At 40.5% G+C, this 15330-nt stretch carries 7 protein-coding genes; all 7 read right to left on the bottom strand.

What is annotated here, in order from left to right:
• Positions 1-25: 25 nt before the first annotated feature.
• The 7 genes from CXF88_RS11680 to pepN all read right to left on the bottom strand — a co-directional run bounded on the left by CXF88_RS11680 (position 26) and on the right by pepN (position 15236).
• On the bottom strand, positions 26-4873 hold the full coding sequence (locus tag CXF88_RS11680) for an NAD-glutamate dehydrogenase (RefSeq protein ID WP_101086988.1): 4848 nt from the start codon (positions 4871-4873) through the stop codon (positions 26-28).
• Positions 4874-5201: 328 nt separating this feature from the next.
• A complete protein-coding gene (locus CXF88_RS11675; protein WP_101086987.1) occupies positions 5202-7508 on the bottom strand; it encodes an MMPL family transporter in 2307 nt (768 codons plus the stop codon).
• A gap of 49 nt (positions 7509-7557) precedes the next feature.
• Positions 7558-8568 (bottom strand): YCF48-related protein, encoded by a 1011-nt coding sequence (locus tag CXF88_RS11670; RefSeq protein ID WP_101086986.1) that lies wholly within the window; start codon positions 8566-8568, stop codon positions 7558-7560.
• Positions 8569-8626: 58 nt separating this feature from the next.
• Entirely contained in the window at positions 8627-9991 is a 1365-nt protein-coding gene (locus CXF88_RS11665) for a DUF1329 domain-containing protein (RefSeq protein ID WP_101086985.1), read from the bottom strand.
• A 13-nt stretch (positions 9992-10004) separates the two neighbouring features.
• Positions 10005-12053 (bottom strand): DUF1302 domain-containing protein, encoded by a 2049-nt coding sequence (locus CXF88_RS11660; protein ID WP_101086984.1) that lies wholly within the window; start codon positions 12051-12053, stop codon positions 10005-10007.
• A gap of 315 nt (positions 12054-12368) precedes the next feature.
• Entirely contained in the window at positions 12369-12584 is a 216-nt protein-coding gene (locus tag CXF88_RS11655; protein WP_162023284.1) for a DUF2835 domain-containing protein, read from the bottom strand.
• Between the two features lie 90 nt (positions 12585-12674).
• Positions 12675-15236: an aminopeptidase N gene (gene pepN, locus CXF88_RS11650; protein ID WP_101086982.1), complete on the bottom strand. Its 2562-nt coding sequence runs from the start codon at positions 15234-15236 to the stop codon at positions 12675-12677.
• Positions 15237-15330: the final 94 nt, after the last annotated feature.

Raw genomic sequence — 15330 nt, 5'->3', positions numbered from 1 at the left:
CCAGGGCTTATTCACATTATAAAAACTACTTCTGACCTTCGCAATGCAAAATCAGCAAGTTCAGTTCTCTTAAGGCGACTGAGAACTTAGCAAATTCATGGGTTTGAGAAACCTTGAAGTCGGCTAGCATGTGATACCATCTTTCAAGCAATGGTTTGTTTAATGTAATCCATTGATTAATAACACTATCTGCATCACAAGTATCTGTACAAGTACGTAATACTGCAGAACTTAATGCTCGTTGTTGCCAATCAAGTTCTTCTCTGAATGCCGCACGAGCAAGTGCTTGCCAATGGTTTGCTACAGGTTGAGCATTGATTTGTTCTAAGAACCAATGTAATTCAACTTTTGCACCGAGTTTGAAGTAAGTTTCTGATACCAGATCAACTGACTTATTCTCGATTTGAGCAATTTGTGCAATGTCTAACGCAGAGAATAATGTACTCATTTTAGCGACAATTAGTGCAACTGCTTTAGGGACATTTTCTTTTACTAGAGTAGTAATTTCAGCAGAAATCACTTTAACTTCAGCTTCAATCATATACTGGTCAACGTTAGCTTTAAGCTGTTCAAATACAGGCTTAAAGAATGCCACTGTTTGATCAATATCATGAGCACGATTGCGATGACGAATAAACCAACGACATGCTCGACGCATATTACGACGTAACAGATGTAGCATTTCACCCTGCACATGTGCCGGAATAACACCATTTAACTCAGTAATAGAAGCGGTTAACTCATCAAGACCAAAGATCTCTCGGGCCATAGTATAACTAATAGCCGCTTCAGCAACTGTTGCACCGGTCTCATCTTGCATACGTTGTACAAAATTAAAGCCCATATCATTAACTAATTCATTAGCTAATGATGTAGCAATAATTTCACCACGTAGAGGATGTGCGGTCATTTTATCAGCGTATTTTGCTTGTAACTTTTTAGGGAAATAAGCCACTAATAACTTGCTTAAAAATGCATCTTCAGTGATTTCAGGTGTCACGAGCTGTTCTTTAAGTACCATTTTAGCGTAAGCAACTAATACCGATAACTCAGGACGAGTTAAAGCACGGCCATTGGCTAAACGTTCGGCAAGATCGTCATCAGTTGGTAAGAACTCAAGTGCGCGGTCAAGTTTACCGTCTTTTTCAAGATACTGAATAAAACGAATTTGCTCTTTAAGCTGTGACACACCATGTACTTGGGTAACCGAAATCGTACGGGTTTGATCTTTACAATCTTTAATCACAATTTCACTGACTTCGTCAGTCATGTCTTCAAGTAAACGGTTACGCTGTTTAACGGTTAACTCACCTTCTGCCACTAACGTGTTTAAGAAGATTTTGATGTTAACTTCGTTATCTGAACAATCTACACCGCCAACGTTATCGACGAAGTCGGTATTCATACGGCCGCCATTAGCGCAGTATTCAATACGGCCTAATTGAGTGCAACCTAAGTTACCGCCTTCACCGATGATTTTGGCACGTACTTCTTTACCATTAACACGTAAGGTGTCGTTGGCACGGTCGCCTACTTCAGCATGCGATTCTTTGCTCGACTTAACGTAGGTACCAATACCACCATTCCAAATCAAGTCTACTGGCATTTTCAGTAGTTCTTTCATCAGTTCAGTTGGGTTCATGGTGTCTTTGTCAGTGTCCAACATTTTCTTGATTTCTGGTGTCAATTTAATTGACTTAGCAGAGCGTAAGAATATCCCGCCGCCTTTAGAAATCAGTTTAGCGTTATAGTCTTCCCAGCTTGAGCGTGGCAGTACAAATAAACGCTGACGCTCAGCATAGCTTTCTGCAATTTTGGGCGTAGGGTCAATAAAGATGTGCATATGGTTAAATGCAGCGACCAATTGAGTTTGCTCAGATAACAGCATACCGTTACCAAATACGTCACCAGCCATGTCGCCAATCGCAACACAACTAAATGGAGTAGTTTGACAATCTACACCAATTTCACGGAAATGGCGTTTAACCGACTCCCATGCACCGCGTGCAGTAATACCCATTTTCTTGTGGTCATAACCGTTACTACCACCAGAAGCAAACGCATCGCCTAACCAGAAGTTATATTCAATCGCAATCGCATTAGCAATATCTGAGAATGTTGCCGTGCCTTTGTCAGCAGCAACAACCAAATATGGATCGTCTTCATCGTGACGTACAACATCTGCGGGTGGAACCACTTCACCATTAACAATGTTGTCTGAAATATCCAATAACGCACGGATAAAGATACGGTAACATTCTTGCCCTTCAGTGAATAATGCTTCGCGGCCACCTTCTGTCGGCAGTTGCTTACACACAAAACCACCTTTTGCGCCTACAGGCACAATCACGGTGTTTTTAACTTGTTGTGCTTTTACTAAACCGAGTACTTCGGTACGGAAGTCTTCACGACGATCAGACCAACGTAAACCACCACGGGCCACTTTACCACCGCGTAAATGCACACCTTCAACACGAGGCGAATACACGAAAATCTCAAACTTAGGCATCGGCTTAGGCATTTCTGGGATTAAGCTCGGTGCAAATTTAAACGAGATATAGTCTTTCGCTTTTCCGCCAATAGCAGTTTGATAGAAGTTAGTTCGTAATGTGGCGTTAATTAAATCTAAGTAACGACGAATAATACGGTCATCATCTAAGCTTGAAACGTCATCAAGTTGTATGTTCACCTGTTCAAGGAACTTACTTAAGGTGCGCGTTTTTAGTTTAGGGTTAAACTTACGGATGAACATTTTCACCAATAAGTCCGCTAATTTAGGATAACGGCTAAACGTTTCTTCGATGTACGACTGACTGAATGTTGCATCAATTTGACGCATATACTTAGCATAAGCACGCAAAATAGACACTTCACGACCACTGAGGCCTGTTGACAGTACCATGCGGTTAAAGCCGTCATCTTCTAACTTCTTCTGCCACACTTGCAATAAAGCCGTTTGGAAACGGTCTTGACTGTCGGCTAGATTCTCTGTGGCAGCGCCTTGCACTGTCATTAAGAAATCTAAAATCCAGAATGTCGCGCCATCATTGGTTTTCACTTCGTACGGACGTTCATTGATCACGCGTAAGCCAAAGTTTTCAAGCATTGGCAAAACATCAGACAAATGAATTGGCTCGTCTTTATGAAACAGTTTTAAGCGAACTTTATTGTCATTTAACGCCGACTCTTGTGGCTGATAGAACAACATGCCTAACTTGTGATCATCATCCAAAGCTTCTAAATGCTGCATATCAACCACAGCAGAACTTGGTAATACATCATCTTTATAGCTAGGTGGGAACGCATTTAAATAACGCTTTGTCAGTCCTGTTCCAGCTTGTTCACCAACGGCATTGTTTAATGCAGTGTGCAGTTTGTCATCCCACGAGCGAGCGGCTTCAATAAGATTTTTTTCAATGGCGGCCACATCAACATCCATATTGTTATTATCAACTTTGATAATATAGTGAGTGCGAGCCAGAGTAGACTCAGAAAAATACGTGGTGAACTCAACATCTTCATTACTTTGGAAATGTTGTGCCAAAATGCGTTGAGTGTCTTGGCGTAACTTAGTGTTGTAGCGGTCTTTAGACACATACACTAAACACGACAAGAAACGACCATAACCGTCTTTACGCACAAACAGCTTTAACTTATCGCGATCTTGCATTTCCAAAACACCATGAGCTATGTTTGATAGCTCAGGATCTTTAGCTTGAATTAGCTCATCACGAGGTAAGTTTTCAAGAATGTTCATCAACGCTTTATAATCATGCGAGCGCGGAGTTAGCCCTGAATTATCAAGAATGCGCTGAACCTTTTCGCCCAATAATGGAATTTCGCGTGGGCTACGGTTATAAAGATTTGAAGCATATAAACCAATGAAGCGATCTTCACCGATTACGTTGCCTTTTTTATCGAAACGTTTAACACCAATATAATCTACATAAGCCGGACGATGTACACGACTTTTAGCAGAGCTCTTGGTGAGAACAAGTAAGCTTTCATCTAATGCCTCTTTACGGGCTGAATCAGATAAACTTGAAAGTAATAAACCACGCTCACTGTGTGAGGTTTTTGAACGGTTCATTAGCCCTAAGCTAGATTCAATATTAGGAACAAGCTCAACATCACCTTCAACACGTTTTAAATCGTAATAACGATAGCCAAGCAAAGTGAAATGATGGTTGTTCAAGTAGTTTAAAAAATCAACTGACTCTTTCAATTCCGTTTTATCACCAGGGAATGGACGTGAAGGTAATTGCTTAATAGTCTCGGTTAATGTATCTGACATTAATTGCCAATCATTGACCGACGCTGAGACATCAGCAAGTACAGATTGAATTTCTTTTTCAATCGCTTTAATGTCAGCATCACTATTTTGTTTATCAATTTCGACCAAGAATACAGCAACATTATTGCTGTTATCAGTTGTGTCATTAACAAATGACACATCTGACACATTGTTGTTATTACCACGTACAACGGCTAATGGCGTATGTAACATCACATGGGCAGTGATGCCCATTCGATTTAACGCCATTGAGAGCGAGTCAACCAAGAAAGGCATATCAAGTTGGATAACCTCAATAATGCTGTGAGTTGACTGCCAGCCATGTTTTGCTTGGCTAGGATTAAATACACGGATGTGGGTTTGATCCTGGGCCGTTTTATTCAGCGCATTCCAAAGGCTCACTACAGCACCATATAAATCACTGTCATTACGAGCATTGAGATCGTCTTTTGACATATGGGCGTAGAGGCAATTGGCAAATTGCTCAACTTGTTTGGCTTGAGAATGAGGGATTTTTGTGTGAATTAAATTGACTACATTTTCCAGTAGTACTGAAGGCATTGCATCTTTCAAGGCCATGTTGCAGATTCCTTAAGCGTCTATGGCAGCGCTCTTATCATTATATGGATGCTTCGGCTTGTTGATTGTGTCGGTCCGAGTCATTTTGTGTGTAGCACGTAAATAACTGTTTTTCGTTTAACAAAAGAAACTCATATTTGAGATCTTGTGCAAAGTTTATTACTAAATTGCTGCTATATCGAGGAAAATTTTAGTGGTACATCCTCTATAAATCCAGTCGGCAGCATAGATTAGCGTTTAAAATGACATTTAAGTCGTTTGCATAGAGTAACTATGCAAAATAAAAAAGGGAGCTAAGCTCCCTTTTTTATTTAATCACATGTTTTAGTTACTTTTTTCGCCAAAACATCGCTGAAAGTGCGGGTAGAATAATAATTGCTCCCAACATATTCACTAAAAACATAAATGTCAGCAAAATTCCCATATCCATTTGGAATTTAAGGTCTGAGAAGAACCAAGTGCTCACTCCAATGGCTAACGTTAGGCCGGTAAAGATAACCGCACTACCACGTTCAACGAGAGCTTCGAAATACGCTTGTTGCACCGGCATGCCATTACTGAGTTTATTGGACATCGTCGACAAGATATAAATCCCGTAATCAACGCCGATACCCACACCTAATGCAATCACCGGTAACGTACTCACCGCTAAACCAATATCAAGCAAGGTCATTAATGCTTGCGCTAATGTTGATACCACATAAAGTGGAATAATTACCGCAATCGTCGCTTTGAGTGACTTAAAGCTAATTAAACACAGTACAAACACAGCGCCATATACATATAGCATCATTGGTAGCTGAGCTTCGCTCACGGCTTCATTTGTGGCGGCCATGACACCAACAGGACCTGATGCTAGCTTAAATTGCAAAGTGTCAGAGTTAAGTTGTGCGGCAACCGCTTTAACTTTGTCTACAACCACCTCGATGGTTTCAGCTTTGTGATCTTTTAAGAACAAGTACACAGGCATAACCGAGCAATTACTATTGAGCAAACCAGATGTTGTCGGTACTTGGCCAACGGCTTGGACTAAACTCGCGGTGGTACGCGGTAAAATCTCCCACTTAGGGTTACCTTCGTTAAATCCTGCATTCACTTTCTTAGCAATAGATGCCAGGCTTGCCGTTGACTCTACCCCAGGTGTATTTGCCATCATCCATTCGAACTGATCTATCTGAGATAACAATGAATGATAAGTACAGGCTTCTGGTGTAGCTTCTACAATCACTGACATTACATCAGTTGTAATTGAAAAATGTTTAGTGATAAAGAAAGTGTCTTGGTTATAACGAGAGTCTTGATGCAGTGCAGGCGCCCCGCCCTGTAAATCACCAATTTGCATTTTGGACGCTTGTTGAAAACCAACCGCGTAAAGTATCGCAGTCGAAATCAATACGACAATGGCATATTTAGGGGTCGCAAATTTAGACAAACCACGCCAAATATTTTCAATTTTTTGACGTTTTTCAGGACTGTCTTGCTTACTCGGTAATTCAAAATATGAAATCACCAATGGTAGTAAAATCAGATTGGTTAAAATAATAACCGCGACACCTAACGATGCAGAAATAGCCAACTCACGAATAATACCAATATCAATTGACAGTAAGGTTAAAAAACCAACCGTATCAGATAATAATGCAACACCACCGGGCACTAATAAGCTACGAAATGCGGACGCTGCAGCGGCTTTAGTTGTTTGGCCATCAAGCACACGACGACGTACAGCATTGATCATCTGTACCCCGTGACTCACACCAATAGCAAACACCAAAAATGGCACTAAAATCGACATTGGGTCCAAACCAAAGCCAACCACGGTTAATAATCCTAATTGCCAAAATACTGCAACCAAACTACACACTAGTGGCAAGACGGTTAGCACTATCGATTTTGAAAATAGGTATACCATTACAGCAGTAATCGCAATGGCGATTAAAAAGAACAGCAGTACGCCTTTAGCGCCCTCAGCAACATCCCCAGCCATTTTTGCAAAACCGATAATATGAATTTTGATCTTATCGTTTTCAAACTTGCCACGAAGCTCTTGCTCTAATTGATTTGCAAACGCAATAGTATCAATAGCCTCACCCGTTTGAGGGTCAAACTCCATTAACTGCGCAGACACCATGGCAGAGGTGTAATCATTACCGATAAGTCGGCCTACAATGCCAGCTTTTTCAATGTTATCACGAACGATTTTAAGACCGTAATCATCATTACTAAAATCAGCAGGGATCACCGGACCACCGGCAAAGCCGTCTTCTACGACTTCGGTAAAACGAGTTGAAGGTGAGAATAACGACTTAACCTGAGAACGTTCTACACCCGGAATAAAAAATAATTGATCGTGCACATTTTTGAGCGCATCAAAAAATACCGGGTTAAATATATTGCCACTGGTATCTTCTACCGCCACCATAATACTGTTAGCACCACCAAAATCTTTTTGATGTTTGGTATACGTTTGCATGTACGAATGATTGAGTGGGATATTTTTACTAAAAGCAGCATCCATTTTTAATTGGCTGGCTTGATACCCTAAGAAAAAAGTAATAAAAATAAACGAAATGATGACCCATTTTCGATTGCGGAATAAATGAGATTCAAATCCATTGACCAGTTTTTCTAACATCTTTTCGGCCCTATTATTGTTGTTTTAATTGTCCAGTTTAACCAAAAGGTTAATCAAGCTGGAACAGTCCCTTAGAACCGGCAAACCATAACTGGCCTTTACTGTCTTTAGCAATTGCCACTATATTTTCACCTTGGCGTCTGGCAACAATTGTTGCTTTATCATCATCTACTGACAACACAATCCCAGCATTTCCCACCAGGTATAGGTCATTACTAGCGGTAATAAGTGCGCTATTAATTGATGATTGGACAGGTAAATTAACTTCTTGCCATGCGGATAGCGTTAAGTCTGACTTAAACACATGACCACGTAAGCCCATGACATAAACATCTTCGCCAACTTCAATGGCATTAAACATTGAACCATCATAATCAAAGTTAGTTTTCGAAAATGTTTGGCCGTTATCACTCGATACCGCGACCAAGCCAAGCTCACCCACAAGCAACAATCGTTTATCTTTCAGGCGAATTAAACGGTTGAAATGGGGTAATAATGAAGCTCGCTCAGATAAATACAATGCTTCATCTTCTGCTTTAAGTTCATTTAAATAGGCAATATCTTCTTCAAATAATAATTCTTGATGAAATTCTTGTTGCCATGTTTTACCGCCATCAGCGGTGCGATAAAATAATCCATAAGCGCCCACCGCAATACCATCAACGGGACTATAAAAACGAATATCTAGAAAAGGTTTCTCTATTTCAGCAGATTGCATCTGCACCGACCACGTTAATCCACCATCTTGAGTGTGGATGATGGTGGCATCATGGCCGACAGCCCAACCTTGTTTGTCGTCGAAAAAAAACACTTTGGTTAATTGAGACAATACAGGGGTCGCGACTTGGTGCCATTGATTATTGTCCAAAAGCAACACATTACCGCGTTGGCCTACCGCGACAAGTTTGTCACCAGCATTAGCAATATCAAGCAATAAAGAGGATTGAGCTAGGGGTTGAATCTGAACAGAGAGTGGATCGAGTTGAGCATCTACTGAAGTAGTATATAAACATGCACTAATCCCAATCGCCACTGCACTGCGAAGCATGCTAAACGTCATACAAACTTCCTTTACAATTTATAGGGGCGCAACCGCGCCCCATTTTATTTATGGCTTGTTAACGAATACCGGCACGTCTTAGGGCGTCTGGGGTAAAGTTAGCTTCAGAAAGCGATGCATCAAAATTATACATGCGACCTTCGTTGTCTAGACCCATTGCTAAATAACGGCGAGATTGAAGATCGTGGAACACTTCTAAGGTACTCCAAAGCGCAGGCACTTCATAATAGTTGATAAGATGAGCGACACCAACACGATAAAGCTCATCGCGATTATCATATATATCAGTTACTGCAACTTGCCATGAATCTTCATCAATATAAAACACACGAGTTTTATATGTATGACGCATGCCTTCTTTTAACGTCGCTTTGACTTCCCATACGCGATGTTTTTCATAACGTGGATATTCAGGGTTAATATGGCCAGGTTTTAAAATTTGGTCATATTTCAACGCATCTGAATGTAAACGATAATCATTGTATGGAATGTAAATCTCTTTCTTACCGACTAATTCCCAGTTATAACGCATTGGAGAGCCGTTAAACATATCGAAATCATCTGTTGTTCTTAACCCATCAGACACAGTACCAGGTGTATCAAAAGCTACGTTAGGCGCTTTACGAACTCGGCGTTGTCCAGTGTTATAAGTCCAAGCTTGGCGTGGAAGAGCCTCTTGATCCATGGTTTCTTTTACAAGTAATGCTGTACCAGCAAGTCGTGCTGGTTGAGTCACAACTTGTTTAAAGTAAAACAATGTATTTGTTTCTTTAAGTTTCTCTAATGTCACCTCTGGACGAGAATATTCAAAACGAATTTCCTCAGCGTTTTCAACCAAAGTGTAAGAACCATTAGACATCGGCGCAGCTTGGCTACGATAGGTTTCTACATCAACACCACGATAACGTAAAATATGATTCCAAATCACTTCTAAACCGTTAGCAGGGATTGGAAATGGCACACCAATGGTCGCCCCAGTAATACCGTTACCTTGTGAAACTAACTCAGCTCTAACGGCATTGGCTTTAGTCGCATCATAAACATATTGAGGTACGGCTGCAGTACGGCGACTTTCATAGACATTCATTTTGTAAGTATCTGGATATACTTCAAATAATTGTTTCTGACCCGGGGTTAAAAACTCAGCATACTGGGCTTTATTTTCATTAGTGATCGTAAATAGCACTTTGTCAGTTGGGAAAGGATCTGGATGATGCATACCCTTAGTGTAACCCGCTATAGGTTTGCTAATACCACCACTCCAAACAGGAATTGAACCATCGGCATTAGCCGCTTTTTCTGCACCCATAGGGGTTAATGTTGTACCCAATTTGTCTGCATCAGCTTGTGATACTTTCGCCAGCGCAGCAGGTGCACTTAGTGCTAGCATCACTGCTGCCGATAATATCGTCAGTTTCTTCATTATAATTATCCTTCTAAATCGAATACTTGACGTTGAAAGAGATGTAATCTCTGTCTGTCATCGCATTTGTTGTTCCTACGCCACCAAAGAAGCTGTTGTAAGAAATATCTGCGCCCCAACGACTTTGATAATCAAAGTTCACACCCAAAGCGACAGATTTTCTGCCTTCGGTGAATAAGAACATTGGATCCGGTGTAATGCCATCAACGTCATGAGAGAAAATCACTCTTGGGTACATGTTCACACCAGCAAACACATTGTTAAAGTCAGCTTTCGCCACTAAACGATAACCCCACGCAAAATCTGTTGGGAATGGATTGGTTTCAGGACCATTATGTAATGCGGCAATAATACCAGTCATTTCTGGGTTACCACCAGAACGAGCTGTTCCTGGACCGTTTAGACGTAATTCGTCAAAACCAGGCATATCATGGATCCACACACCACCGACTTCAGCAAGCATGGTTAGATTATCTAAACCTAATGTCGGGCCGAATAAGTGGGTAAAGGTTACCTGTGCTTGGGTCGTATCGGTAAGTATATACCCCTCAGCGTTTGAGCCAGGCTCCACATTATCCATTTGTGAAATACCATCTAAATCAGGACGAAGACCCGCATTAGCGAGCTGCTGAGGCATCGCTAAGAAAAGTAATTCAACGTCGTCAATTTGCAATGGCTCATCAACACGATGAGAAATTTCACCAGCAACAGAAGTATCGCCTACCAAAGTGTTAAAACTAAAACCATACAACTGGATATCTTCAGGATATACAATTTGCGATTTGGTAAAGGTTTCCATACTTAACAAAAGTTCGCGGTCAATGTTCCCACCACTTTGTGCTAAACGGCCATAATCACGACCAATAGCTTCTGCAGTAAAGTTAGAGGCAGTACCACTAATAATTGGACGACGACTGTGGTAATTCATGTAATAAAAACCAAACTCAGTTTCGCCCAGTTCTGGAGAGTAATAGCCTAATTTAACCCCAAATTGACCATCATCACTAGGATCTGCAGCATCTTGAACCAAAGCAACCTTAGTTGAATAAGCAGTCATGTAAGCGGCATATGCTGAGTTAAACCCAGTAGCGGCTGCAGCTTCATATAAACGTGAATATTCTGAAATAAGGAAATCTTGGTTGATATCTGGATTGGAGTTGAAACCCAATTGCGCATTTTGGTTGTAGCCACCATATCCAGCAAAATCATTGGTTGCAAAGTTAGAACCCGGTGTAGGGATCCAAATCGGTTGCCAATCATATTGATAAAATGCTTCAAGGTTTAAGTTTTCAGATAAACCTAACGATGCCCAAACCATGCCTTGTGGACGGAATGCTTCTTTGAGCTCCGCACCGGGTGCATTAAGAATATTTAAGTCTACAGCATTGATTTCAGCAATACCGTGAGAAATCAAGGTGCTTTCGCCCCATGAAACGACTTGGTTACCGACACGAACACTTAATGGGTTAGCGCCGTCATTTAAATCCCAGTTACCGTAAACAAATGCATCTAGTAAGCGAATATCTTTACATTGCACTTCTGACGCTTTGCTATCTTCACAAGGATCAAATTCTTTTCCGGTTAATGGATCGTTAAAGCCATAATCACCATCATTTAATTTGCGATCGTAAAAATACATACCACGTAAAAAGATACCGTAGTTTTCATACTTTAATGATAATTCGTGGAGACCTTTAACAATCTCAGACGTGGTATCACCTTGTGCATACAACAAATTACTTAAGTCATTGTTGCTTGAATAAGAACCAGGCTGAGTCCAAATTTCTGTTGAGGTATATTTGGTTGATCCAAACGCACCACCAAATGCCGAATAACCAGACCAATCGAATTGTGGTTGGTTTACCTTTCCGATTTGATTATTCCAATCGCGGTCTGACACACGCCAACTCGCACCTGCAGTCCAAGTTGAGTCAAATGTACCTCGTACATCACCCCAATCAAAAGAAACGGCTGAGGCTGAAGTGCTCATCCCCAAACATAATGCCGACACCACCCCCAAAGCGAGAGCCGACTTGTTAAATCTTTTTTTAACAATATTCATTTTAGTTCATCTCCGTAACCTGTTGGATTAGTTGTTATAGGAATTTAACCAACATCTTGTTAGCCCACAGGCAACACCATTGTTACAGCATTTAACTATATTGAGCAAGGTCAAAAAAAAGAAAATGTTTAAGAAAATTAACGATGTCGGGGTAAAAACGACAAAATAAAACCAGCCTATATTTGAATTAACACAGACGATATAATTACAGTCATTTAACCATTAACGAAAAAAGTTTATTTTCATAGACTTATATATATTAACGGGGTGCTACTTCACACACCACTAATCAATCAAACGTTTGAAGTAAATACTCTATAATTTATTAAGTGATTTGAAATTCCCATCTTGGTTAAGGACTAATTTGAACTGTCCTTGAATACCTTGAGGGGTTAAATAAGGTCTAAAATACTTACCATTGATATGCAACACACGACCGTGGTGATCTCTTACTTGCACTTTCTCTGCAAGTCCTTGGTAATATGGTAGAAATGCTTCATAACTTACGTTAAGAGAAAATAATAACTCCATAATTTACTCCATAAAAAGGAGAGCAAGCTCTCCTTTTTAACATACTAAACAGTCTAACTATTCATACTAGATGAATAGTCGTTGACGCTATTATTCGGCCAATGATTTAGTGACTTTTTCATATAAATCTTTCGATAAATCCGGTAAAGCTTTTAACTCTGCTAAATACTGTTTCATTAATTGCTGACGATGTTGATCGAATTTGGCAAACTGAATTAATGGTGTGATCATTCGCGATGCGACTTGTGGATTCGACTTATTCAATTTGACTAAAATTTTAGTCAAATAACGGTAGCCTTCGCCATCAGCACGATGAAATTGATAAGTGTTTGCGGCGGCAAAAGCCCCAATCAATGAACGTACTCGGTTCGGGTTAGAAAAACTAAAACTGCTGTGTTTTGTCAGCGTTTTAATTTGATCTATCACTTCATCGCTATTCACTAACGCTTGTAATGTCAGCCATTTATCCATCACTAATGGCGTTGATTCCCACGTAGACTCAAAGTCACTTAATAACATAGGTAAACAGGCTAGTTTGGCTGTAGCTGCCGCTTTCAAAGCCCCTAAGCTATCAGTCATATTTTTAGCTGAATAATATTGCTTTTCAACTAACGATTCATGAGTATCGGTCACTTGACATAACAATGACAAGGCAATGTTTTTAAATGCACGAGCACCAGCGTTATCTAAAAGTATCAGCTCTCGATAACGTACCAATAATTCATCTTCACAAGCTGATGCAAGTTCTTCAACAACAAACTCTCTGGCTTTGGCCAAAGCATCTAAATCAACACTATCTACCTGCTCAATTAATGCAGAAGCAGTAGGAATAGACAAAATTTCAGCCACTAAAGCTTGGTCTATATTCGCATCTAAAATGACGCCTCTAAATGCTTCAACAACACGAGTATCAACCATCATGACTTGCTGCTTTTGCAACTGAGCAACGTTATTCCAAATGGCTTGGCTCACTAACTGCACAGATGCTTCCCAACGCGCCACTTCGCTAGAAGCATGGCGCATAAGATGCACAAGTTGATCAATGCTAAAATCGTAAACCAATTTAACAGGTGCTGAAAAATCTTGTAGTAAAGATGCTATAGGTGCGCTTTCTAGTCCATCAAACACAAAGGTTTGGTTGGCCTTAGTCACATCTAGCACTTTATTGACTATTGATTGCCCTACACTATCCAACAGCTCAACACTGAACGGAATATGCAAGGTTTGGCCCTTCACACCTTGCGACATCACTTGTTGAGTAACGGTTAAATGGTACTCACCTTTATCCGCATCAAAACGGTCTTTTACCGTCACAACGGGTGTACCAGCTTGGCTATACCAACGACGGAATAAGGTTAAATCTTTACCGCTAGCATCTTGCATAGCATTAACAAAGTCATCGCAGGTTACCGCTTGGCCATCATGACGCTCAAAATAGCACTTCATTCCAGCTTGAAAGCCTTCTTCGCCTAGAATGGTGTGCATCATGCGGATAACTTCAGCGCCTTTATTATATACCGTCACAGTGTAGAAATTATTCATTTCAATTACACTTTCAGGCCGAATAGGATGTGACATTGGACCGGTATCTTCAGCAAACTGTTGATTTTTCATCACTCGAATAGCATGAATTCGGTTAACTGCGCGCGACCCAACATCGGAACTAAATTCTTGATCACGAAATACCGTTAAGCCTTCTTTTAAACTTAACTGAAACCAATCACGACACGTGACTCGGTTACCTGTCCAGTTATGGAAGTACTCATGGCCTACAACCGACTCAATACCATGATAATCTTCATCTGTTGCACTGGCTTTATCAGCGAGCACGTATTTGGTATTAAAGACATTCAAGCCTTTATTTTCCATCGCACCCATATTGAAAAAATCAACTGCAACAATCATATAAATATCAAGATCATATTCAAGACCGAAACGAGTTTCATCCCATTTCATTGATTTCTTCAATGATGCCATAGCGTGATCAGCTTTATGTAAGTTGCCTTTATCAACAAAAACTTGCAGTTTGACTTCACGACCAGTTTGAGTCGTAAAACTGTCATTAAGTAAATCAAAGTCTCCAGCGACCAAGGCAAATAAGTAACTTGGTTTAGGGAATGGATCATGCCATTTGACAAAATGACGACCAGAACGAGGCATCTCCCCTTTATCAATTAAATTGCCGTTACTTAACAAAAATGGAAATGCCTGTTTATCGGCTTCAACGCGCACGGTATAAATAGCCAGAACATCGGGTCTATCTAAGAAATAGGTGATCCGGCGAAATCCTTCTGCTTCACATTGGGTACAATAAGCACCGTCTGACATGTAAAGCCCTTCAAGACTCGAATTTGCCTCAGGGTCAAGCAAAGTGACCACTTCTAATTCAAACTCATTTTGGTCCGTACTAATTATTAATTGGTTGTCGTGTTGACGATAGTTAGCTGCTACACCATTAAGTTTCACTGTACTTAGCGAAAGTTGTTCGCCATCAAGCACTAAATCATGCTGATGCTCACCATTACGGATCACCTTACTGATGGCTGTCACTTTAGTGTTTTTGCCATCCAGAATAACGTTCAAATCAACATGGGTAATGGTGAATGAAGGCTTGGTATAATCTTTTAGGTGTTTTTCTTGCGCTTGGTTCATACATGTTCCTCTTGAACGGTACTAATGCCAATATGATCAAATGGGCGTGGTCTTTATCGAATTGGTACTGTTTTTAGTGATTGTGATTAAGAAA

Source organism: Shewanella sp. ALD9, from assembly GCF_002836315.1.
Classification (GTDB): Bacteria; Pseudomonadota; Gammaproteobacteria; order Enterobacterales; family Shewanellaceae; genus Shewanella.
Note: the sequence above shows the minus strand (reverse complement) of the source record. Positions and strands in the feature narration are given on the sequence as shown.

Bases quoted from the DNA above. Each gene is read 5' to 3' on its own strand.
- CXF88_RS11680 (WP_101086988.1), bottom strand. From the start codon at position 4,873: ATGGCCTTGAAAGATGCAATGCCTTCAGTACTACTGGAAAATGTAGTC.
- CXF88_RS11655 (WP_162023284.1), bottom strand. From the start codon at position 12,584: ATGGAGTTATTATTTTCTCTTAACGTAAGTTATGAAGCATTTCTACCA.
- CXF88_RS11670 (WP_101086986.1), bottom strand. From the start codon at position 8,568: ATGACGTTTAGCATGCTTCGCAGTGCAGTGGCGATTGGGATTAGTGCA.
- CXF88_RS11675 (WP_101086987.1), bottom strand. From the start codon at position 7,508: ATGTTAGAAAAACTGGTCAATGGATTTGAATCTCATTTATTCCGCAAT.
- CXF88_RS11660 (WP_101086984.1), bottom strand. From the start codon at position 12,053: ATGAATATTGTTAAAAAAAGATTTAACAAGTCGGCTCTCGCTTTGGGG.
- pepN (WP_101086982.1), bottom strand. From the start codon at position 15,236: ATGAACCAAGCGCAAGAAAAACACCTAAAAGATTATACCAAGCCTTCA.
- CXF88_RS11665 (WP_101086985.1), bottom strand. From the start codon at position 9,991: ATGAAGAAACTGACGATATTATCGGCAGCAGTGATGCTAGCACTAAGT.